Here is an 18,763-nt window from a genome sequence, read left to right as displayed (position 1 = left end):
TCAGCCCTTTGCCGGATACCAGGAGGGGCGGCGCTTCTCGAGGAAGGCGGCAAGCCCCTCCTTCCCCTCCGCCGAGGCACGCTGCATCCAGCTGTCATGCGCGAGGCCGTGCATGGCGGCCTCGTCGAGCGTCCAGCCTGTCGCGGAGAGCATGCTCGCCTTCGACCGGGCGATCGCGCCCGGGGCGGCGAGAAGAAGCTCCTCGACGATCGCATCGACCTTGGCGGCCAGCGCATCGGCTGACACCACCTCATGCACGAGGCCGATGCGCCTCGCTTCCGCCGCATCGAAGCGCTCGCCCGTCAGCGCGTAGCGGCGAGCGTGGCGCAGGCCCAGCGCGTGCACCATGTGCGTCGAGATCGGCGTGGGCGCGACGCCGACGCGCACCTCCGTGAGACCGAAGATCGCGCCCTCCTCCGCCACCGCGACGTCGCAGCAGCACACCACGCCCGCGCCGCCGCCGAAGCAGGCGCCACGCACCATCGCGACGGTCGGCTTCGGCAGCTCGTTCAGCATCTGCATCGTGCGCGTCGTCGCCATCGAGGCGGCGAAGGCGCGCTCGGGGTCGTAGGCGGAAGCGCGCTTCAGCCAGGTGAGATCGGCGCCGGCCTGGAAATGCTTGCCCTCGCCCGCGATGACGACGACGCGGATCGCCTCCGAGCCGGCGATCTCGCGCAGACCCGCCTGGAGTGTGGCGAGCATGTCCTCGTCATAGGCGTTGCTGACTTGCGGCCGGTTCAGCGTCACGCGCGCAACGCCGCGCGCATCGACCGCCATCCGCACGCTGTCGCCAGGAACCATGCCTCTCCCTCCCCGCAAGCTCCGCGCCATCCTGCGACGGCGGGGAGGACAGGGAAAGATCGGACCAGCTATTCCGCAGGCGCAGGCGCGTGGCCGCCCGGCGGCTTGCCCTTGGCCGCATCGCTCTTGTCGTACTCGCCGAGCCTGCGCGCGATCTCGCCGATCGGCCTCGTCATCGGCGCGAGCAGCAGATAGAGCGCGGGGATGGCGAAGAGGGTGATCAGCGTCGAGAAGCCCATGCCGCCGATGATGACGACGCCGAGCGCCTCGCGGCTTTCCGCTCCCGCGCCCCGCGCGTCGGCCAGAGGCCAGGCGCCGAGGATGGTGGCGATGGTCGTCATCAGGATGGGCCTCAGCCGCGCGACGGAGGCTTCGAGCACGGCATCGCGAACCGACATGCCGTCGGCTCGGAGCTGGTTGGCGAACTCGACGACGAGGATGCCGTTCTTCGCCATCAGGCCGATCAGCAGGATCATGCCGATCTGGCTGAAGATGTTGAGCGACAACCCCATCACGTAGAGCGCGAGCAACCCTCCTGTCAGCGCCAAGGGTGTCGAAAGCAGGATGATGAAGGGGTGGATGAAGCTCTCGAACTGCGCCGCAAGGACGAGGAACACGATGAGCAGCGCGAGCGCGAAGGTGATGTAGAGCGCGGTCGAGCTCTCGCGGAACTCGAGGCTCTGGCCGCGATAGGTCACGCGCGCCTCGGGCGGCAGCACTTCGGCGGCGGTGCGGTCCATGAAGTCGAGCGCTTCGCCGAGCGAGTAGCCCGGCCCTAGGCTCGCGGTGACGGTGATGGCGCGGATACGGTCCTCGCGCCGAAGCTCCTGCGGCCGGGCACGCTCCGTCACGGTGATGAGCGAGGAGAGCGGGATGAGCTGGCCGCTTGTCGTTCGCACGAGGATGTTCGTCAGGTCATGCGGGGTGATGCGTTCGGCCGCCTCGGCCTGCATGATCACCTTGTACTCCTGGCCGCGCTCGACGTAGTTGCCGACCTCGCGCGAGCCCATCATCGTCTCGATCGTCCGTCCGATGGTCTCGATCGACACGCCGAGATCGGCGGCACGCCGGCGGTCGATGTCGACCTTCATCTCCGGCTTGGTCTCTCGGAAGTTGCTGTCGACGTTGAGCAGGTTCGGATTCTGCCGGGCCCGGTCCAGCATCGCATCGCGCCATTCGACGAGCGTATCGTAGTCGGGCCCCTGCAGGACGAACTGCACGGGGGGCTGGAAGCCGCGCTGGCCGAGGCTGCCGGGGTTGATCGCGAAGGCGCGCACGCCAGGCACCGCCTGCAGCTTCGGGAAGACCTCGCGGACGATCTCCTGCTGCTTGACGCTTCGCTCCTTCCACGGCGAGAGGCGGATGAAGACGTTGGCGGTGTTCGGCACGGCAGGGCGTTGGAACCCGCCCATCGAGGCGAAGATGGTCACCGCGTCGCCACGCTCGACATAGGGCCAGACGAGATCCTCGAGCTGGCGCACCTGCTCGCGCATGTAGGGGAAGGTCGCACCCTCCGGCCCGGTCGTCGGAATGATGACGACGCCGCGGTCCTCCACCGGAGTGAACTCCTTGGGCACGGCCACGAACAGCAGGGCCGCGACGCCCGAGAGCGCAAGCGCACCGGCGAGAACGAGCAGCGGCGCGCGGAGGCAGCGCTCGAGAAGCCAGCGGAACCCGCCGTTGAGCCCGGTGAAGGCAGGCTCGGTCCAGCGGATCAGGCGGCTCTCCTCGTTGTGCGGCCGCAACAGCTTCGAGCACATCATCGGGGTGAGCGACAGCGCGACGAAGCCCGAGACCGCCACGGAGGCGGCGAGCGCGAAGCCGAACTCAGTGAAGAGGCGACCCGTCTGCCCCTCGAGGAAGGAGATCGGCAGGAACACGGCGATCAGCACGAGCGTGGTCGCAATCACGGCGAAGGCGATCTGCCGCGCGCCATGGTAGGAGGCGTAGAGCGGGTCCTCGCCCTCCTCGATGCGGCGATGGACGTTCTCGAGCACGACGATCGCGTCGTCGACGACGAGGCCGATGGCGAGAACGAGGCCGAGCAGCGTCAGCACGTTCAGCGAGAAGCCCAGCGCGGCCATCACGATGAACGAGCCGATGATCGAGACGGGGATGGCGACGGCGGGGATGATCGTCGCACGCACGCTGCGCAGGAAGATGAAGATCACCCCGACGACGAGGCCGAGTGCGATGAACAGCGCGTGGAACACCTCGTAGATGGACTGCGCGATGAACAGGCTCTCGTCGTAGCCGAAGACGAGGTTCACGCCCTCGGGGAGGATGAGCTTGAGGTGCTCGAGCTCCGCCTTCACCCCGTCGGCGACAGAGAGGGTGTTGGCCTTCGACTGGCGCACGATGCCGAGGCCGACGGCGTTCTCGCGGTTGACGCGCACCTCGCCTCGGTCGTCCTCCGGCCCGATCTCGACGCGCGCCACGTCCGCCAGAAGCACCTGCGTCTCGCCGGTTCGGCGGACGACGATGTTGCGGAACTGCTGCGGCGTCGAAAGCCGCGTGTCGGTGCGCACCGAAAACTCGCGCGCCCCGCTCTCGAGCCGCCCGCCGGGAAGCTCGACATTCTCGCGGCGGATGGCGTTCTCGACGTCCTCGACCGTCAGGCCGCGCGCGGCGAGCGCGCGTCGGTCGAGCCAGACGCGCATGGAGAAGCGTCTCTCGCCGTTGACGAGGACGTTCGCCACGCCGTCGACGACCGAGAGGCGGTCGATCATCAGCGTGCGCGCGATGTCGGTGAGCTCGAGCCCCGAGTGGCGGTTCGAGGTCAGCATCACCCAGAGGATCGCCCGCGCATCGCCGTCGACCTTGGCGACGACGGGTGCGTCGGCCGTCTCCGGCAGGCGGTTCAGCGCGCGCGCGACCCGGTCGCGCACGTCGTTCGCCGCGCTGTCGACCGGCCGGTTCAGCCTGAACTCGATCGAAACCTGGCTGCGCTCGTCGCGACTGACAGAGGAGATCGTCTTGATGCCCTCGATGCCGGCGACGCTGCTTTCGATGATCTCGGTGATCTGGCTTTCGACGACCGGGGCCGAGGCGCCCTTGTAGGCCGTCGTCACCGAGACGATCGGCGGGTCGATGTCGGGCAGCTCGCGGATCGGCAGGCGCTGGAAGCTCGCGAGGCCGAGAACGATGAGCAGGAGGGAGATGACGGTCGCGAAGACCGGACGCTTGATCGAGGTATCGGAGAGGACCATGGGCGGGGCTCAGCTCACCTTGTCAGCTTACTGGCCGGCGCATCACTTCGGTGACGGTCACAGGCTGGCCGTTACGCAGCCTCTGCAGCCCGCGCACCACCACCTGGTCCTCGACCGACAGCCCGTCGAGAACCTCGACCTCGCCGGAGAGGCGCGTGCCGAGCTTGACCTCCTGGCGCACCGCGCGGCCGTTGCGCACGGCGAAGACGAAGGTCCGGTCGGCCACCGGGTCGATCGATTCCTCCGGCACCATCATCGCGGTCTCGCGCCGCGACAGCGTCAGCTCGATGTTCATGAACATGCCGGGCTTCAAGGCCTCGTCCTGGTTCTCGAAGGCGGCGACGAGCCTGACCGCACGCGTGGCCGGATCGATCCGCGTGTCCACGACCTCGACGGTTCCGGTGAAGCTTCGCTCTCCGAAGGCGGGGTTGGAGGCGGTCACCGGCATGCCCTGGGCGAGGCGGGCAACGAACACCTCGGGGATCGCGAACTCGATGCGCATGCGCGACAGGTCATCGAGCGTCGTCACCACGGCGCCGGGGGGCACCAGCGCGCCGAGGCTCACCTGGCGGATTCCGACGCGGCCGTCGAAGGGGGCGACGATCTTCATCTCCTCGATCTTCGCCTCGGTCTGGCGAAGGCGCGCCTCGGCCTGGCGGAGGCCCGCCTCGAGCTGGTCGATCTGCGCCTCGGCGACCGCCTGGGTGGCGCGGAGCTGGCGGGCGCGGTTCAGCCGGGTGCGGGCATCGTCGAGCTGGGCGCGCGCCTGGTCGCGCTCGGCCTCCTGGGTGCCGCGGTCGAACTCGACGAGCACGTCGCCGGCCTTCACGAGCTGGCCTTCCTCGAAGCGGATCACGGAGACGATGCCGGACACCCGGCTGGTGAGCGTGATCGCGTCGCGCGCACGGGCGGAGCCGACGCTTTCCACCCGCTCGATGACCGTGCCGACGCGGACTGGCGCAGCGACGACCTGCTGGCCGCCCCCTGCGGGACGCGCGGGCGCCGCCGGCCCTTCCCGCTCGAGCCCGACGAGGGCGAGCGGGCGCGGCAGGCCGACCTGCTCGCCGTAAAGGTGCCAGGCGGCACCCGCGGCCGCTGCCACCACCACCAGACCGATCTGCGTGATCACGCGCATGGACGCGCCAAAGCTCCCCTGCGTCAGCGCCTCTGCCGGCTCTCACCCTGCCATCGGGGCGGGACAGCCGCAACGCGCGAAACGTTCCGATACATACGCCGGGACGTTCTCTGAGCAAAAAAGGGGCCAGCTGGCGTTTCCGCAACCCGCCATCACGCCGCCGTGTCGGATCTCCGTCCATCCCGGAGCGCCCGCCACACGCGCTCGGGCGTGGCGGGCATGTCGATCGGCCCCGCACCTGCGGAGGCGAGCGCGTCGTTCACGGCGTTGAGCACCGCCGGCATGGCGCCGGCACAGCCCGCCTCGCCGCAGCCCTTGACCCCGAGCGGGTTGGTGGTCGCGGGGATCTCCACCGTCTCCCAGGCGAAGGCCGGAAGGTCGTCGGCCCGCGGCAGCGCATAATCCATCAGGCTCGCCGTCACCGCCTGCCCGCTCGCCGCGTCGTAGGCAAGGTCCTCGAGCAGGATCTGCCCGGCCCCTTGGGCGATGCCGCCGACCACCTGGCCGCGCAGCGTCAGAGGATTGACCACGACACCGAAATCATTGACCGCCGAATAGGCAACGAGCGCCACCCTGCCCGTATCGGCATCGATCTCGACCTCGGCGACGTGGCACCCGTTGGGGTAGTTCGGCACGCGCTGCACCGGGTGGGCGGCGGCCTCGAGGCCGAGGCTCTCATCCTCAGGCACCATGGCAGGGTTCCAGGCGGCCTGGGCAACCGCCTGCAGGCTCACCCCCCTGTCGGTTCCGGCGACGCGGAAATGGCCGCGTTCGGCCAGCATGTCCTGCTCGGCCGCCTCGAGGAGCCGTGCAGCGATCCGCTTGCCCTTCGCCTCGATCACGTCGGCACAGCGGAGGATGCCGATGCCGGAGAGCGTCATCGAGCGCGACCCCGCCGTGCCCGAGGCGTGGCCGGAGACATCCGAATCGCCCTGCACCACCCTGATCTTCTCGAAGGGAATGCCGAGACGATCATGCAGAACCTGGGCGAACACGGTCTCGTGCGGCTGGCCGTTGGTCACGGCCGAAGTCGTCAGCGTCACCCCGCCCGCGCGGTCGAAGGCGAGCATCACGCGGTTGTCCCGGAACCCCGAGGGCTCGACATAGCAGCCGAAGCCGAGGCCACGGAGCTTGCCCCGCCGCGCCGCCTCTTCCTTCCGGGCGGCGAAGCCGGGCCGGTCGGCGAGCGCGAGCGCCGTGTCGAGGACGCGCGGGAAGTCGCCGCTGTCGAACACCTGGCCGGTGACGGACCGGTAGGGCATCGCCGAGGCGGACACGAGGTTGATCCGCCTGAGCTCTGCCGGGTCGACGCCGAGCTCCCGCGCGGCGGTGTCGAGCGCGACCTCGAGCGCGAAGGCTGCCTCCGGCTTGCCCGCGCCGCGATAGGCGTCGATCGGCGCGGTGTTGGTGAGATACCCCTCGCTCGCGAGATGGAAGGCGGGAATGTCGTAGGGCCCGGCGGCGATCCGCGGCGCGCCGAGCGTGGCGACGAACGGTCCGGCGCCCGCACAGTAGGCGCCGAGATCGGAAAGCCAGCGCCAGCGCACAGCGAGGATGCGGTGCGCGGCGTCGAAGGCCAACGATACCGTGATCTCATGGTCCCGCCCCGCACTGTCGGAGAGGAACGCCTCCGTCCGGCCCGAGAGCCAGCGCACCGGCCTGCCAAGCCGCTCGGCCGCGTGCATGAGCGCGACGTGCTCCGGGTAGGCATGGTTCTTCATCCCGAACCCGCCCCCGACATCGGGCGTGAGGATGCGCAGCGCCTGGCGAGGGGCAGGCACGGCGAAGCCGGTGAGCTCGCCATGCGCCTCGGCCGTACCCTGCGTGCCGGTGGTCAGGGTCCAGCGGCCCGAGCCGGGATCGAACGCGGCGAGCGCGCCCCGGGTCTCGAGCGGCGCGGGCGCGACGCGGTTCACCCGAAGCGTCGTCCCGATGACACGGTCGGCCGCGGCGAAGGCACGATCCGTCGCCGCCGCGTCACCCGATTGCCAGGAGAATACGCGGTTGCCCGGCACCTCTGGGTGGATCGGCTCGGCTTCCCCGGCGGCGCCGATGCCGATGACGGGCGGCAGTTCCTGCCAGTCGATCGCAACGGCCTCGACGCCGTCCTCAGCCGCGGCAGCGGTCTCGGCGACGACCATCGCCACCGCCTCGCCGACATGGCGGGCGGCGTCGTGCGGCAGGGCGAGCCGCGGCGGGAACGACGCGCCGGGGATCGGCAACTGGCAGGGAAGCAGGCCCCTGCCCGCCTCGCGCAGGTCCTCTCCCGTCACCACGGCAACCACGCCGGGGAGGGCGAGCGCCGCGGAGACATCGATCCCGCCGATCCGCGCATGGGCGTGCGGCGAGCGGACGAAGGCGGCATGCAGTGCGCCAGGCGCGGAGAGGATGGCGACGTCGTCCGTATAGCGGCCCATCCCGCGCAACAGGCGCGGGTCCTCGCTGCGCCGCACCGGCTGGCCGATCCCGAACTGCCTCACGCCTGCGTCCATCCGCCCCTCCGTGTCACCCAATGGGTGTCGCGCAGGGCAACTGGCCCGTCAATCAGTGGAGCTAGACGCGGATGCAGCGGGCCATGTGGATGGGGATGGGCCGCCTCTCATCCGGCACGGCCACACGACAGGCCTCTTCCACAGAGGCGCAGCGCGGCGCGAAGGCGCAGCCCTCCGGCAGCCGGGCAAGATTGGGCGGCGCGCCGGGGATGGCGGCGAGCCTGGTGCCGCGCAGTCCCGCATGAACGGTCGAGCCCATCAGGCCCTGGGTATAGGGGTGCAGCGGGCGGAGCATCACCTCCGACACCGGCCCCTCCTCGACGAAGCGGCCCGCATACATCACCGCCACCCGGTCGGCGATCTCGCCGGCCACGCCGAGGTCGTGCGTGACGAAGATCACCCCCATGCCGAGTTCCTGCTGGAGCTTGCGCAACAGAAGCAGGATCTGGATCTGCACCGTCGCGTCGAGCGCCGTGGTCGGCTCGTCGGCGAGAAGCAGCTTCGGGCGGCAGGCAAGTGCGATCGCGATCATCGCACGCTGGCGCAGCCCGCCCGAGAGCTCGTGCGGGTAGTTCGACAGGCGCCGCTTCGCGGAAGGGATCTGCACGAGTTCGAGAAGCTCGAGCGCGCGCGCATCCGCCGCCGCCCGGCTCACCCCCTCGTGGCGGATGATCGTCTCGGCGATCTGGGTGCCGATGGTGAAGACGGGATCGAGCGCCGTCATCGGCTCCTGGAAGATCATCGCGACCTGGCCGCCGCGAAGGTCCTCGAGCTGGCGCTCGTCCATCGCGAGAACGTCCTGCCCAGCGACGGTGATGGACCCGCCGATGACGGTCTTCCTCGCGGGCAGGAGCCGCATCAGCGCCCGGAGCGACACCGACTTGCCCGAGCCGCTCTCGCCGAGGATCACCAGCACCTCGCCGGGGTCGAGCGAGAAGCTGACGCCGTTGACGGCATGCACGGTCGCCTCCTTCGAGACGAACTTGACGGTCATGTCGCGCACGGAGACGAGCGGCGTCGTCGCGGCGGCGGGTCGTTGCTCGAGCGTCTCGGTCGTCATGCTCGTCCTCAGGCAGGCAGGGCGGGACGCTGTCGGTGCCACTCGGTGGCGCGCTGGTAGGCCGCGCCGAGGCGGATCAGCGCGGCTTCGGCGAAGGGCCGGCCGGCGAGCTGGAAGCCGACCGGGAGGCCGTTCGCCGAGAAGCCGCAGGGCACGGAGAGCGCGGGAAGGCCGAGATAGTTGAACGGCCGCGTGGTGCGCACCATGCGCGTGTGCACGGTGCTGTACTCGAAGGAGAGCTCGACATTCGTCTCCGCGCGCGTCGGCACCTCGCCGGAGAGGCCGGGAACGAGGATCGCATCCGCGCCGTCGAAGGCGGCGGCGCAGAACTCCTGGGTGACGGGCCCGCGAAGCCTGAGGGCATCGAGATAGGTCGCCGCCGGGATGGCGAGCCCGTTTTGCTGCCGCCCGAACAGGCCCGACGCATAGGCGCCGGGATGCTCGGCCATCATGCGCGCATGGATCGTCGCGGCCTCGGTGACCGTCACGACAGCCTGGAGCGTCAGGATGCGGTCGATATCCGGCAGGCGGACGGGCACGACGCGCACGCCGATGCGCCCGAACACAGCGCGCGCGGCCTCGAGCGCTGTGGCGACCGAGGGTGCGAGGTCGTCGAAGAACCAGCCTTCCGGAATGCCGAGCACCATGCCCGCGGCATCCTCGCGCGCGGCGGCGAGGTAATCGGGGACTGGAACCTCCTCGCTCGTCGGGTCGCGCGCGTCCGGCCCAGCGATCACCGCCATCACGGCGGCGACATCCTCGACCGTTCGCGCGAGCGGGCCGACGCAGTCGAGGCTCCAGGCCCGCGGCATCGCGCCGTAGCGCGAGACGCGCCCCATAGTCGGCTTGAGCCCCGCGACCCCGCAGCAGGCGGCGGGGATGCGGATCGACCCGCCGGTGTCGGAGCCGAGCGCGGCGAACACGATGCCTGCGGCCACCGCAGCGCCGCTTCCGGCGGAGGACCCGCCCGTGACGTGCGCCGGGTTCCACGGGTTCGCCGTGTCGCCGAAATGGATGTTGTGGCCGGTGGCACCGCCGGCCCACTCGTTCATCGTCAGCGTGCCGAGGTCGATCGCACCCGCGCCGTCGAGACGCTCGAGCGCGGCGGCGGTGACGGGGGCGACCCAGTCGCGCCGCAGCGCGGTGCCGCAGGTGCTGACGCGCCCCTGACGGTAGTACATGTCCTTGTGCGCAAGCGGGATGCCGGACAGCGCGCCCGGGCGGGGCTGGCGTGCGGCCGCGCGCGCCTCCTCCGCATCGAGGCGGATGAAGGCGTTGATGTGCGGCTGCCAGGCTTCGGCGCGCGCGATCGCCTGCTCGACCAGCGCGTCTGCTGTGGTGCGGCCATGCGCGAGCGCGGCGAGGGCGTCCGTCAGCGTCTCCGCCCCTGCCTGCGGCATGTCGGTCATGAGCGCGGCGCGTTCGCCGCGAGCACCGCGCGGAAGGCCTGAGGCTCGTCCTCGAAGGCGAGCCGCGCGGAGGCCTTGCGCACGCCCTCGACGAGCACGGTGACGTCGCGCGCGATCTCGCCCGCGCGCGCTTCCGTTACCGCGATGCCGTGGATTCCTTCGAGCACCGCCTTCACCGCGGCCGCGTCGAGTGTCGCCATGGAGGACTCCTTCACGTGGGGGCGCGGCTGTGGCCGCTGCCAGCGGCCGCCATGTGGCAGGCGGCGAGATGCGAATCGTGCGGAACGAGACCCGCGAGCACCGGCACGCGCTCTGCGCACACGGCTTCGGCGAAGGCGCAGCGCGTGCGGAAGCGGCAGCCGGAGGGCGGGTTGATCGGGTTCGGCGGATCGCCCGTCAGCGGCGGCTCGGTCATCCGCTTCGCCGGGTCCATCGACGGGCGCGAGGCGAGCAGCGCGCGGGTATAGGGGTGCCGCGGCGCGCCGTAGATGTCCTCCACCGGCCCGACCTCGGCGACCTGGCCGAGATACATCACCAGCACGCGGTCGGAGATAAACTGCACCACGTTCAAATCGTGGCTGATGAACACGTAGGTGAGGTGGAAGTCGCGCTTGAGGTCGACGAGCAGATTCAGCACCTGCGCCTCGACCGACTTGTCGAGCGCGCTCACCGGCTCGTCGAGCACGATCACGCGCGGCTCGAGCGCGAGCGCGCGGGCGATGTTGACGCGCTGGCGCTGCCCGCCGGAGAGCTCGTGCGGGTAGCGGCGGGCGAACTGCTCCGGCGCGAGGCCCACGGCGGCGAGCAGGTCGCGCGCGCGGGCGCGCGCCTTGGCCTTCGGCACGCCATGCACGGTCGGCGCGAATGCGATGCTGTCCTCGATCGGCAGGCGCGGGTTCAGCGAGGCGTAGCTGTCCTGGAACACCATCTGGATCTGCCGGCGCATCTCGGAGAGCGCCATGCCGCCGGGGCCCACGGGCTCGCCGTCGAAGATGACCTCGCCGCTGTCTGGCTCGATCAGACGCATGAGAAGCCGTGCGGTGGTCGACTTGCCGCAACCCGATTCGCCGACGATGCCGAGCGTCTCGCCCTTCATCACCGAGAACGAGACGCCATCGACCGCCTGGACGGTGCCGACGGCGCGGTTGAGCAGGCCGCCCTTGATCGGGAAGTGCCTCTTCAGGTCGCGCACGATGAGCAGGGGTTGGGCAGGCCCGCCCCTGTCGCGCGGATCGGCAGTCTGCACCTCTGACGCGTCCATGTGCCCAGTCTCTCCCCTCGGCCGCTCGCGGGCAACATCCCCGGCACCGCGTCGAGGTGATGCGAACCGGCCGCGGCCGTCGCCCCGTCATGCAAGCATCACGCCAGCGGGTGTCGACCGTACCTCGCGGCGTCGGCTAGCCTGCACGCCTGTCGATCAGGGAGGGACGGATGACGACACGTGAGATTGCCGAGGCCTTTGCCGAACTCTGCAAGGCTGGCCGCCACGAGGACGCGGGCGAGCGCTACTGGTCCGACGACATCGTCAGCATCGAGGCCGCCGAGGGCGACATGGCCCGGGTGGAGGGTCGCGCGGCGGTGCTGGCCAAGTCGGCATGGTGGTACGCGAACCACGACATCCACAGCGTCGAGACGACCGGGCCGTACGTGAACGGAGACCAGTTCGCGCTTCGCTTCGCCGTCGACGTGACGCGCAAGGCCGACGGCGAGCGGATCCGGATGAACGAGATCGGCCTCTACACGGTGCGCGGCGGCAAGGTCGTCGAGGAACGCTTCTTCTACTGAGCCTGTCGAAGGCACGGGACGGGGTGGACAACGTGCGGGGCGGAGGCACATCGACTTGTCCCTCCCCGCCCCCGCCCATAGTGTCGGGGACCAACCCGGAGGGCCTCGGATGCGACCGCTGTTCGTCCTGATCAAGTGCGAGATGGGCCGCGCCTACGAGACGGCGCGCGAGGCGGTGGACCGCATTCCGGAGGTGAGCGAGATCTACTCGATCTCCGGCCAGTACGACCTGCTCGGGAAGTTCTACCTCGAGCCTGGCCAGGACCCCGGCCTGTTCGTGACCGAGTTCGTCCAGCGCCTGCCGGGCGTGAAGGACACGTTCACGCTCATCACCTTCAATGCCTTCTCCGGTGCCTCCGGTGGCGCCTCCGCCGCAGGCGCGGGAGGCGAGGACTAGCGGGCTTGGCGAAGCCCGACCTTTCGCCCAAGCGCCTCGCGCTCTACGCCGGAACCCTCGCCCTGGCCGCGGCCGGCGGCTATCTCGCGCACCTGCTCAGGGTGCCGCTTGCCTGGATGATCGGCGCGATGGTCGCCGTCGCCGCCGTCGGGATGACGGGGCGGAGCCTCGCCACGCCGGCGGTGTTCCGGCCGGCTGCGCTGATCGTGTTCGGCACGAGCTTTGGCCAGGCCTTTACCCCGCCCGTCCTTGCCGCGCTCGCGACCTCGCTTCCCATCCTCGTCGGCGCGGCGTTCGCCTCGGTGCTCGCTGGCGCGGCCGTCTCGCGCGTCACCGCCCGCATCGGGCACATGGACACCAAGACCGCCTATTTCGTCTCCGTTCCCGGCGGCATCATCGCGATGATCGTTCTCGCCGCGCGCGCCGGCGCCTCGGTCCCGACCGTGACGCTCGCGCAGACGCTGCGGATGGTGTTCGTGGTGCTCACCTACCCGCTCGCGATGGGGCTTCTCGCGAGCCCTGGCGGGGATGTGTTCTCCTTCACCGCGCCGCCGATCGCCTGGGCGCTGGTTCCGGTGCTGCTCGCGCTGACGACGGCCGGCGCGCTGGCGACGCAGCGCACCGGCATCGCCAACCCGTGGATGATGGGCCCGGTCTTTGTCTCGCTCACGCTCGCGGTTGCCGACACGCCGCTCACCGGCCTGCCTCCGGTGCTGATCGACGCCGCGCAGGTGGCGATGGGCGCGAGCCTCGGCACGCGTCTGACGCGCGAGTTCCTGCTGAAGAGCCGCAGGCTGCTCGTCGCGTCCGTGGTGAACTTCCTGCTGCTGACGGTGCTGTCGATCCTGATCGGGCTCGCCTGCGTCGCCATCGCGGACCTGCCTGTTCCGGCGACACTTCTCGGCACCGCGCCCGGCGGGCTGCCGGAGATGGCGATCACGGCGAAGGTGATGAATCTCGGCGTGCCGCTGGTGCTCGGCTTCCACCTGGTGCGGCTGCTCGTCTGCAACCTCTTCGTCAGCCCGCTCTACCGCGTCTATGCCTGGGTTGAGCGAAGGCTCGGCGGCTCACCGCCCGAGCAGCCCGAGCGCGGCGGCGAATAGCGCTCCCTCGGGCTCGGCCCAGGCATCCTGTACGGTGAAATGGTTCCGCCCAGGCAGCTCGAGCGCGGCCGCCTCCGCGCCCGCACGCGTCCAGCGCCGGGCGAGGCCCTGGGACTGGCGAAGGAACTCGGCACTCTCCGCCCCGCCGACCGCCGCGATCACCCGCGCGCCCCTGGGCGGGGAGAGGTACAGCGCAGACAGCCGGCTGGCCTCGGGAAGATCGAGGCCGAGCGCGACGTTCAACGTGGTGCCGAGCAGCGGCGGCAGGTCGAACACGCCCGAGCTCGGCAGGCAGCCGGCGAAGGCGAGGTCATGCGCGCCGCGCACGGCCCAGTCGGTTGCCATCAGTGTCGCGGCGAGATGCCCGCCGGCCGAGTGGCCGCCGACGAGCCAGCGGCGCGAGAGCCCCAGCGCAGGCGCCTCGCGCCAGAGCGTGACGGTCGCCGTCTTCACGTCCTCGATGAGCGCGGCGAGCGACACTTCCGGGCAGAGCGGATAGCCGGGCATGGCGACCGCGATGCCACTTGCGAGCCATGGCTCGACGATGAAGGCGAAGTCGCGCCTGTGCCGCCTCTGCCAGTACCCGCCATGGATGAAGAAGAGCACCGGCGGCTCGGCCACGCCTTCGGGGCGGAACACGTCGACCATCCGCCGCTCCCCTGTGCCGTAGGCGAGAGAGACGGGCTTGTGGCGCAGCACCGCCTCTGCCGATGCCTTGGCCCAGCGCGCGGCGATGGCGGGATAGTCCGGCACCATCGGCACCGTGGCGTACTGCTTCTCCAGGTATCCGAAGGCGAGATCGGGCTCGGCCATCATCACACTCCAAGCTTGGCATGCATCAGCGCTGCGTCGGCCAGCAGGGCCGTGCCGGGTCCCTCCCACACCACGCGACCCTTCTCGAGGACGGTGAACCGGTCGGCCAGCGCGGCAAGCGCGCGCACGTCCTTGTCGACGACGAGGATGGAAAGCCCCTCCTGCTTCAGCCGCGCGAGCACAGACCAGATCTCCGCGCGCACGAGCGGTGCGAGGCCCTCCGTCGCCTCGTCGAGGATCAGGAGGCGCGGGTTGGTCATCAGGGCGCGGCCGATGGCGAGCATCTGCTGCTCGCCACCCGACAGCGTGCGCGCCGATTGCGCAGCGCGTTCCGCGAGCCGTGGGAAGAGTGCGGTGGCGCGTGCCTCGGTCCATGGCCCCGGCCGCGCCGTGGCGACGAGGTTCTCGCGCACCGAGAGCGTCGGGAAAACCTGCCGCCCCTCCGGAACGAGGCCGATGCCGAGCCTGGCGATCCGGTTCGGGGCGAGCCCGGCGAGCTGCCTCCCCGCGAAGCGGATCGTGCCGGCACGCGGACGGGAGAGGCCGAGGATCGAGCGGATCGTCGTCGTCTTGCCCATGCCGTTGCGGCCGACGAGGGCGATCGCCTCGCCCTCGCGCACCGACAGCGAGACGCCGAACAGCGCCTGCGCTGCGCCGTAGAACGTCTCGATGCCGGCAACCTCAAGCATCGACGACATCGCCGAGATAGGCCTCGCGCACGGCACGGTCGGCGCGGATCTCGCCAGGCCTGCCGGTGGCGATCACGCGCCCACCGGCAAGAACGGTGATGCGGTCCGCCAGGGCGAACACCGTGTCCATGTCGTGCTCGACCAGCAGCATGGCGAGCCGCCCCTTTAGCGCCGCGAGCCGGGAGGCGAGCGCCGCCGTCTCTGCCGCGCCAAGTCCTGCGGCGGGTTCGTCGAGCAACAGGACGCGCGGGGCCTGCGAAAGGGCGATGGCAAGCTCGAGCTGGCGCTGCTCGCCATGACTGAGCAGTGCTGCGGGAGACGAGGCGCGCGCATCCAGCCCCGCTGCGGCGAGCGAAGCATCGGCCGTCACGGTCAGCGCGGCATCGCTGTGCGCGGGGCGGAAGAAGCCCCAGTGCCGTCCCTCCGCTGCCTGCACCGCGAGCATGACGTTCTCGCGCACGGAGAGGTCGCGGCAGAGCTGGGTGACCTGGAAGCTGCGCGCGATGCCGCGCCGCGCTCGCCGCGCCGCGCCAAGCGCCGTCACGTCCTCGCCGGCGAGAAGCACGCTGCCGGCATCCGGCCGTTGCTCGCCCGCGAGCATCGCCACGAGCGTCGACTTCCCCGCTCCGTTCGGGCCGATCACGGCATGGCACTCGCCGGGCGCGATGGCGAGCGAGACATCCTCGTTCGCCGCGAGCGCGCCGAAGCGCCGCGTCAGCCCCCTCGCCTCGAGCACCGCCTCAGCCATCGCCACGCTTCCCCGCGATCAGCGGCCAGAGCCCGCCTCGGAAGAACAGCACCACCAGCAGCAGCGCGGGACCGAGGATGAGCATCCAGTGCTCGGTGATCGCGGCGAGCTCCTCCTCTGCGGCGAGAAGCGCGATGGCGCCGAGCACGGGGCCGAACAGCGTTCCCTGCCCGCCGAGGATCACCATCACCATCAGCTCTCCCGAGCGCTGCCAGGAGAGCAGGTCGGGCGAGACGAAGGAGGACTGGTTGGCGAGCACTGCGCCTGCAAGCCCTGCCACGGCGCCCGACAGGGTGAAGGCCGCGAGGCGGAGGCGATAGACCGGCACGCCGAGAGCAAGCGCCCGCCGCTCATTCATCCTTGCGCCGCGCAGAGCAAGCCCGAAGCGGGCGGCCATGGTGGAGCGGCCGAAGGCGAGGAAGGCGACGAGAAGCGCGAGCGCGACCCAGTAGAGCGGCGCGTCGCCCTCGAGCGAGGCACCGGCGAGAACGTTCCGCCCCGGCACCATCAGCCCGTCCGTCCCGCCGTATTGCGGCAGGGCGAGGACGAGGAAGAACACCATCTGCGCGAAGGCGAGCGTGATCATGATGAAGTGCACGCCGCGGGTGCGCAGGCTGATCGCGCCGATCGCGGCGGCGAGCAGGCCCGAGACGAGCGCAGCGGCCGGCCAGGCGATCAGCGCCTCCGCCGTTCCGCCGATGCGCACCGGCCAGGCGACCAGCGCCGAGCCGTCCGACCGGTGGTGCAGCAGCACGCCCGCGACATAGGCGCCGGTGCCGAGGAAGGCGCCATGGCCGAAGCTCACCATCCCGCCATAGCCGAGCACGAGGTCGAGCGCCGCGGCGGCGAGCGCGTAGGCGAGCATGCGTGTCAGCACCGAGAGCAGGAACGCCTCGTCCATCGCCTCGAGAACGAACGGTGCCGCGACGAGGAGGCAGAGCCCGATCGCAGCGGCGAGCCGCTCACGCATGGCGGGGAAAGAGCCCCTGCGGCCGCACCGCGAGCACCACCGCCATCAGGAGATAGACCGCCACCGAGCCGAGATTGGCGGCCACCTGGTCGGCCGAGGAAGGCGGCAGCAGCCCGCGCAGGAGCACGGGCAAGAAGGCGCGCGCCCAGGTATCGGCAAGCCCAACGAGCAGGGCGCCGGCCATCGCCCCCTTCACGCTGCCGAGGCCGCCGACGACGATGACGACGAAGGCGAGGATGAGGATCTGCTCGCCCATGCCGACCTGCACGGCAAGGACAGGTCCCGCCATGACGCCGGCGAGCCCCGCAAGCGCGCCGCCGATGGCGAAGACGAGGGCGAACAGAACGCCGACATCGACGCCGAGCGCCTGCACCGTCTCGCGATGCGTCGTGCCGGCGCGGATCAGCATGCCCGTGCGCGTCCGCCCGATCAGCCAGCCGAGGAAGAGGGCAGCGGCCACGCCGGCGCAGATCACGGCCAGCCGATAGGCCGGGTAGGGAACGCCGGGCAGGATCTCCACGGTCCCGGAAAGCATCTCGGGTGCCGCAAGGAAGATCGGCGCAGGGCCCCAGATCACCTTCACCCCCTCGTTGAAGGTGAGGATAAGCGCGTAGGTCGCGAGCACCTGGTCGAGATGGTCGCGCCTGTAGAGCCTTCGGATGACCGTGAGCTCGAGCAGGAGCGCGATGAGCGCGCCGGCCGCAGCACCGGCGACGACGCCGAGCAGGAACGAGCCGGTGCGCGCCGTCACGGTCCCGCCGACGAAGGCGCCGGCCATGTAGAGGCTGCCATGGGCGAGGTTGATCACGTCCATGATGCCGAAGATCAGGGTGAGCCCGGCAGCCATCAGGAACAGCATGACGCCGAACTGGAGCCCGTTCAGCGTCTGCTCGGCGAAAAGGGTCGCGGTCATCTCAGGTGGCGGGGGGCCGTGCCCCCCGCGCCGGTGTCAGGCCGGCAGCTTGCACTGCGCGGCGTAGGCGTCCTGGTGAGCCTCGAAGGCGGTTGCGATCGTGCGGTTCACCACGCGACCCTGCCCGTCCTTCACCACCTCGCGCATGTAGATGGTCTGGATCGGGTGGTTGTTGTTGCCGAACTTGAACGACCCGCGAACGGACTGGAAATCCGCCCGCTTCAGCGCTGCCGCGAAGGCCGCGCGGTCACCCACCCGCCCGCGCGTCGCAGCGATCGCCGAGCCGATCAGCAATGCCGCGTCATAGCCCTGGCTGGCATAGAGGCTCGGCAGCCGCCTGTACTCCGCCTCGAACGTATCGACGAACTGGCGGTTCGCCGGCAGCGGCAGGTCGAGCGCCCATTGCGAGGAGTTGAAGCACCCGAGCGCGTCGTCACCGACGGCGGGAAGCACGTCCTGGTCGAACGAGAAGCCGGGGCCGAACAGAGGCGTACGCGCGCGCAGGCCCGCCGCCGCATACTGCTTGATGAAGTTGATGCCCAAGCCACCCGGGAGGAAGATGTAGACGGCATCGGGCGCGGCGGAGCGGATCGCGGCGAGCTCGGCCGCATAGTCGAGCTGGTCGAGACGCGTGTAGGTCTCGCTCACCACCTCGCCCTTGAAGAACCGCTTGAAGCCAGTGAGCGCGTCGCGCCCCGCCGGGTAGTTCGGCGCGACGAGGAAGGCCTTCTGGAGCCCCTTCTGTGTCACGTACTGGCCGACCGCCTCATGCAGGTTGTCGTTCTGCCAGGCGACGTTGAAGTAGTTGGCGTTGCACTGCTCGCCCGCGAGCTGGCTCGGCCCCGCATTGGCGCTGACATAGGTCGCGGAGGGCAGGATCACCGGCGCTGCCGCCAGCATCACGTTCGAGAAGACGATGCCGGTGAGCACGCCGATGCGCTCGCGACGAACCATGCGCTCGGCGATTGCGCGGCCGTTCTCCGGCCTCAGCGCGTCATCGGCGACGACCACCTCGACGGGAACGCCCCCGAGCCGCCCGCCCGCGTTCTTCACAACGAGGTTGAACCCGTCGCGGATGTCGTTGCCGAGCGCGGCACCCGGCCCCGAAAGCGTGGTGATCATGCCGATCTTCAGCGGGCCTGACTGCGCGATGGCGGGCGCGGCGAGGCCGGCGACAGGCAGCGCGGCTGCGGTGCCGAGCAGGCGGCGTCGAGCGATGGTCATGATGGTGTGTCCCCC

General features: G+C 70.5%; 17 protein-coding genes. 3 read left to right on the top strand and 14 right to left on the bottom strand.

Annotated elements, in window-relative coordinates; translation table 11 throughout:
* The 8 genes from FIF60_RS10930 to FIF60_RS10895 all read right to left on the bottom strand — a co-directional run bounded on the left by FIF60_RS10930 (position 1) and on the right by FIF60_RS10895 (position 11,367).
* Positions 1–801, bottom strand: a complete 801-nt coding sequence (locus FIF60_RS10930; protein ID WP_204251166.1) for an enoyl-CoA hydratase-related protein — start codon at positions 799–801, stop codon at positions 1–3.
* A 68-nt stretch (positions 802–869) separates the two neighbouring features.
* Positions 870–4,010: an efflux RND transporter permease subunit gene (locus tag FIF60_RS10925; RefSeq protein WP_144186110.1), complete on the bottom strand. Its 3,141-nt coding sequence runs from the start codon at positions 4,008–4,010 to the stop codon at positions 870–872.
* 22 nt (positions 4,011–4,032) lie between these two features.
* Positions 4,033–5,145, bottom strand: coding sequence for an efflux RND transporter periplasmic adaptor subunit (locus FIF60_RS10920; RefSeq protein ID WP_144186109.1), 1,113 nt, complete (start codon positions 5,143–5,145; stop codon positions 4,033–4,035).
* A 152-nt stretch (positions 5,146–5,297) separates the two neighbouring features.
* Positions 5,298–7,637, bottom strand: a complete 2,340-nt coding sequence (locus FIF60_RS10915; RefSeq protein ID WP_239451591.1) for a xanthine dehydrogenase family protein molybdopterin-binding subunit — start codon at positions 7,635–7,637, stop codon at positions 5,298–5,300.
* 61 nt (positions 7,638–7,698) lie between these two features.
* Positions 7,699–8,697 (bottom strand): ABC transporter ATP-binding protein, encoded by a 999-nt coding sequence (locus tag FIF60_RS10910; RefSeq protein ID WP_144186108.1) that lies wholly within the window; start codon positions 8,695–8,697, stop codon positions 7,699–7,701.
* A gap of 8 nt (positions 8,698–8,705) precedes the next feature.
* Positions 8,706–10,106, bottom strand: a complete 1,401-nt coding sequence (locus tag FIF60_RS10905) for an amidase (protein WP_239451590.1) — start codon at positions 10,104–10,106, stop codon at positions 8,706–8,708.
* Positions 10,103–10,306 carry a hypothetical protein gene (locus FIF60_RS10900; RefSeq protein ID WP_144186107.1) on the bottom strand — a complete coding sequence of 68 codons (204 nt, stop codon included), beginning with the start codon at positions 10,304–10,306 and terminating at the stop codon, positions 10,103–10,105. Before FIF60_RS10900 ends, FIF60_RS10905 begins: the two co-directional genes overlap by 4 nt.
* Before the next feature lie 11 nt (positions 10,307–10,317).
* On the bottom strand, positions 10,318–11,367 hold the full coding sequence (locus FIF60_RS10895) for an ABC transporter ATP-binding protein (RefSeq protein ID WP_144186106.1): 1,050 nt from the start codon (positions 11,365–11,367) through the stop codon (positions 10,318–10,320).
* Between the two features lie 170 nt (positions 11,368–11,537).
* Here FIF60_RS10895 and FIF60_RS10890 point away from each other — a divergent pair, with 170 nt between their 5' ends.
* The 3 genes from FIF60_RS10890 to FIF60_RS10880 all read left to right on the top strand — a co-directional run bounded on the left by FIF60_RS10890 (position 11,538) and on the right by FIF60_RS10880 (position 13,391).
* Positions 11,538–11,891 (top strand): nuclear transport factor 2 family protein, encoded by a 354-nt coding sequence (locus FIF60_RS10890; protein WP_144186105.1) that lies wholly within the window; start codon positions 11,538–11,540, stop codon positions 11,889–11,891.
* 109 nt (positions 11,892–12,000) lie between these two features.
* Positions 12,001–12,288: an Lrp/AsnC ligand binding domain-containing protein gene (locus FIF60_RS10885; protein ID WP_144186104.1), complete on the top strand. Its 288-nt coding sequence runs from the start codon at positions 12,001–12,003 to the stop codon at positions 12,286–12,288.
* A 5-nt stretch (positions 12,289–12,293) separates the two neighbouring features.
* Positions 12,294–13,391: an AbrB family transcriptional regulator gene (locus FIF60_RS10880; protein ID WP_144186103.1), complete on the top strand. Its 1,098-nt coding sequence runs from the start codon at positions 12,294–12,296 to the stop codon at positions 13,389–13,391.
* Here FIF60_RS10880 and FIF60_RS10875 read toward each other — a convergent pair.
* From FIF60_RS10875 to FIF60_RS10850, 6 genes are read right to left on the bottom strand one after another with little or no spacing between them, the layout of a single operon-like run.
* The gene (locus FIF60_RS10875) at positions 13,356–14,204 is read right to left on the bottom strand and encodes an alpha/beta hydrolase (protein ID WP_158639166.1); all 849 of its coding nucleotides are present in this window, start codon (positions 14,202–14,204) and stop codon (positions 13,356–13,358) included. The genes FIF60_RS10880 and FIF60_RS10875 overlap by 36 nt on opposite strands.
* 2 nt (positions 14,205–14,206) lie before the next feature.
* Positions 14,207–14,893 (bottom strand): ABC transporter ATP-binding protein, encoded by a 687-nt coding sequence (locus FIF60_RS10870; RefSeq protein WP_204251165.1) that lies wholly within the window; start codon positions 14,891–14,893, stop codon positions 14,207–14,209.
* The gene (locus FIF60_RS10865; protein ID WP_144186100.1) at positions 14,886–15,641 is read right to left on the bottom strand and encodes an ABC transporter ATP-binding protein; all 756 of its coding nucleotides are present in this window, start codon (positions 15,639–15,641) and stop codon (positions 14,886–14,888) included. Before FIF60_RS10865 ends, FIF60_RS10870 begins: the two co-directional genes overlap by 8 nt.
* The gene (locus FIF60_RS10860) at positions 15,634–16,611 is read right to left on the bottom strand and encodes a branched-chain amino acid ABC transporter permease (protein ID WP_144186099.1); all 978 of its coding nucleotides are present in this window, start codon (positions 16,609–16,611) and stop codon (positions 15,634–15,636) included. Before FIF60_RS10860 ends, FIF60_RS10865 begins: the two co-directional genes overlap by 8 nt.
* Positions 16,604–17,524, bottom strand: a complete 921-nt coding sequence (locus FIF60_RS10855) for a branched-chain amino acid ABC transporter permease (protein WP_144186098.1) — start codon at positions 17,522–17,524, stop codon at positions 16,604–16,606. Before FIF60_RS10855 ends, FIF60_RS10860 begins: the two co-directional genes overlap by 8 nt.
* A 36-nt stretch (positions 17,525–17,560) precedes the next feature.
* Positions 17,561–18,748 carry an ABC transporter substrate-binding protein gene (locus FIF60_RS10850; protein ID WP_204251164.1) on the bottom strand — a complete coding sequence of 396 codons (1,188 nt, stop codon included), beginning with the start codon at positions 18,746–18,748 and terminating at the stop codon, positions 17,561–17,563.
* Positions 18,749–18,763 lie beyond the last annotated feature (15 nt).

It is taken from the genome of Elioraea rosea, from assembly GCF_007644105.1.
Taxonomy (GTDB): Bacteria; Pseudomonadota; Alphaproteobacteria; order Acetobacterales; family Acetobacteraceae; genus Elioraea_A; species Elioraea_A rosea.
The sequence above is the reverse complement of the archived record's forward strand: the minus strand, read 5'-3'. Positions and strand labels throughout refer to the sequence as shown.

Excerpts from the sequence above, each read along its gene's own strand:
- FIF60_RS10910 (WP_144186108.1), bottom strand. The coding sequence starts at position 8,697 with ATGACGACCGAGACGCTCGAGCAACGACCCGCCGCCGCGACGACGCCG.
- FIF60_RS10930 (WP_204251166.1), bottom strand. The coding sequence starts at position 801 with ATGGTTCCTGGCGACAGCGTGCGGATGGCGGTCGATGCGCGCGGCGTT.
- FIF60_RS10920 (WP_144186109.1), bottom strand. The coding sequence starts at position 5,145 with ATGCGCGTGATCACGCAGATCGGTCTGGTGGTGGTGGCAGCGGCCGCG.
- FIF60_RS10855 (WP_144186098.1), bottom strand. The coding sequence starts at position 17,524 with ATGACCGCGACCCTTTTCGCCGAGCAGACGCTGAACGGGCTCCAGTTC.
- FIF60_RS10870 (WP_204251165.1), bottom strand. The coding sequence starts at position 14,893 with ATGCTTGAGGTTGCCGGCATCGAGACGTTCTACGGCGCAGCGCAGGCG.
- FIF60_RS10905 (WP_239451590.1), bottom strand. The coding sequence starts at position 10,106 with ATGACCGACATGCCGCAGGCAGGGGCGGAGACGCTGACGGACGCCCTC.
- FIF60_RS10850 (WP_204251164.1), bottom strand. The coding sequence starts at position 18,748 with ATGACCATCGCTCGACGCCGCCTGCTCGGCACCGCAGCCGCGCTGCCT.
- FIF60_RS10915 (WP_239451591.1), bottom strand. The coding sequence starts at position 7,637 with ATGGACGCAGGCGTGAGGCAGTTCGGGATCGGCCAGCCGGTGCGGCGC.
- FIF60_RS10865 (WP_144186100.1), bottom strand. The coding sequence starts at position 15,641 with ATGGCTGAGGCGGTGCTCGAGGCGAGGGGGCTGACGCGGCGCTTCGGC.
- FIF60_RS10900 (WP_144186107.1), bottom strand. The coding sequence starts at position 10,306 with ATGGCGACACTCGACGCGGCCGCGGTGAAGGCGGTGCTCGAAGGAATC.
- FIF60_RS10895 (WP_144186106.1), bottom strand. The coding sequence starts at position 11,367 with ATGGACGCGTCAGAGGTGCAGACTGCCGATCCGCGCGACAGGGGCGGG.
- FIF60_RS10875 (WP_158639166.1), bottom strand. The coding sequence starts at position 14,204 with ATGGCCGAGCCCGATCTCGCCTTCGGATACCTGGAGAAGCAGTACGCC.
- FIF60_RS10885 (WP_144186104.1), top strand. The coding sequence starts at position 12,001 with ATGCGACCGCTGTTCGTCCTGATCAAGTGCGAGATGGGCCGCGCCTAC.
- FIF60_RS10925 (WP_144186110.1), bottom strand. The coding sequence starts at position 4,010 with ATGGTCCTCTCCGATACCTCGATCAAGCGTCCGGTCTTCGCGACCGTC.
- FIF60_RS10860 (WP_144186099.1), bottom strand. The coding sequence starts at position 16,611 with ATGCGTGAGCGGCTCGCCGCTGCGATCGGGCTCTGCCTCCTCGTCGCG.
- FIF60_RS10890 (WP_144186105.1), top strand. The coding sequence starts at position 11,538 with ATGACGACACGTGAGATTGCCGAGGCCTTTGCCGAACTCTGCAAGGCT.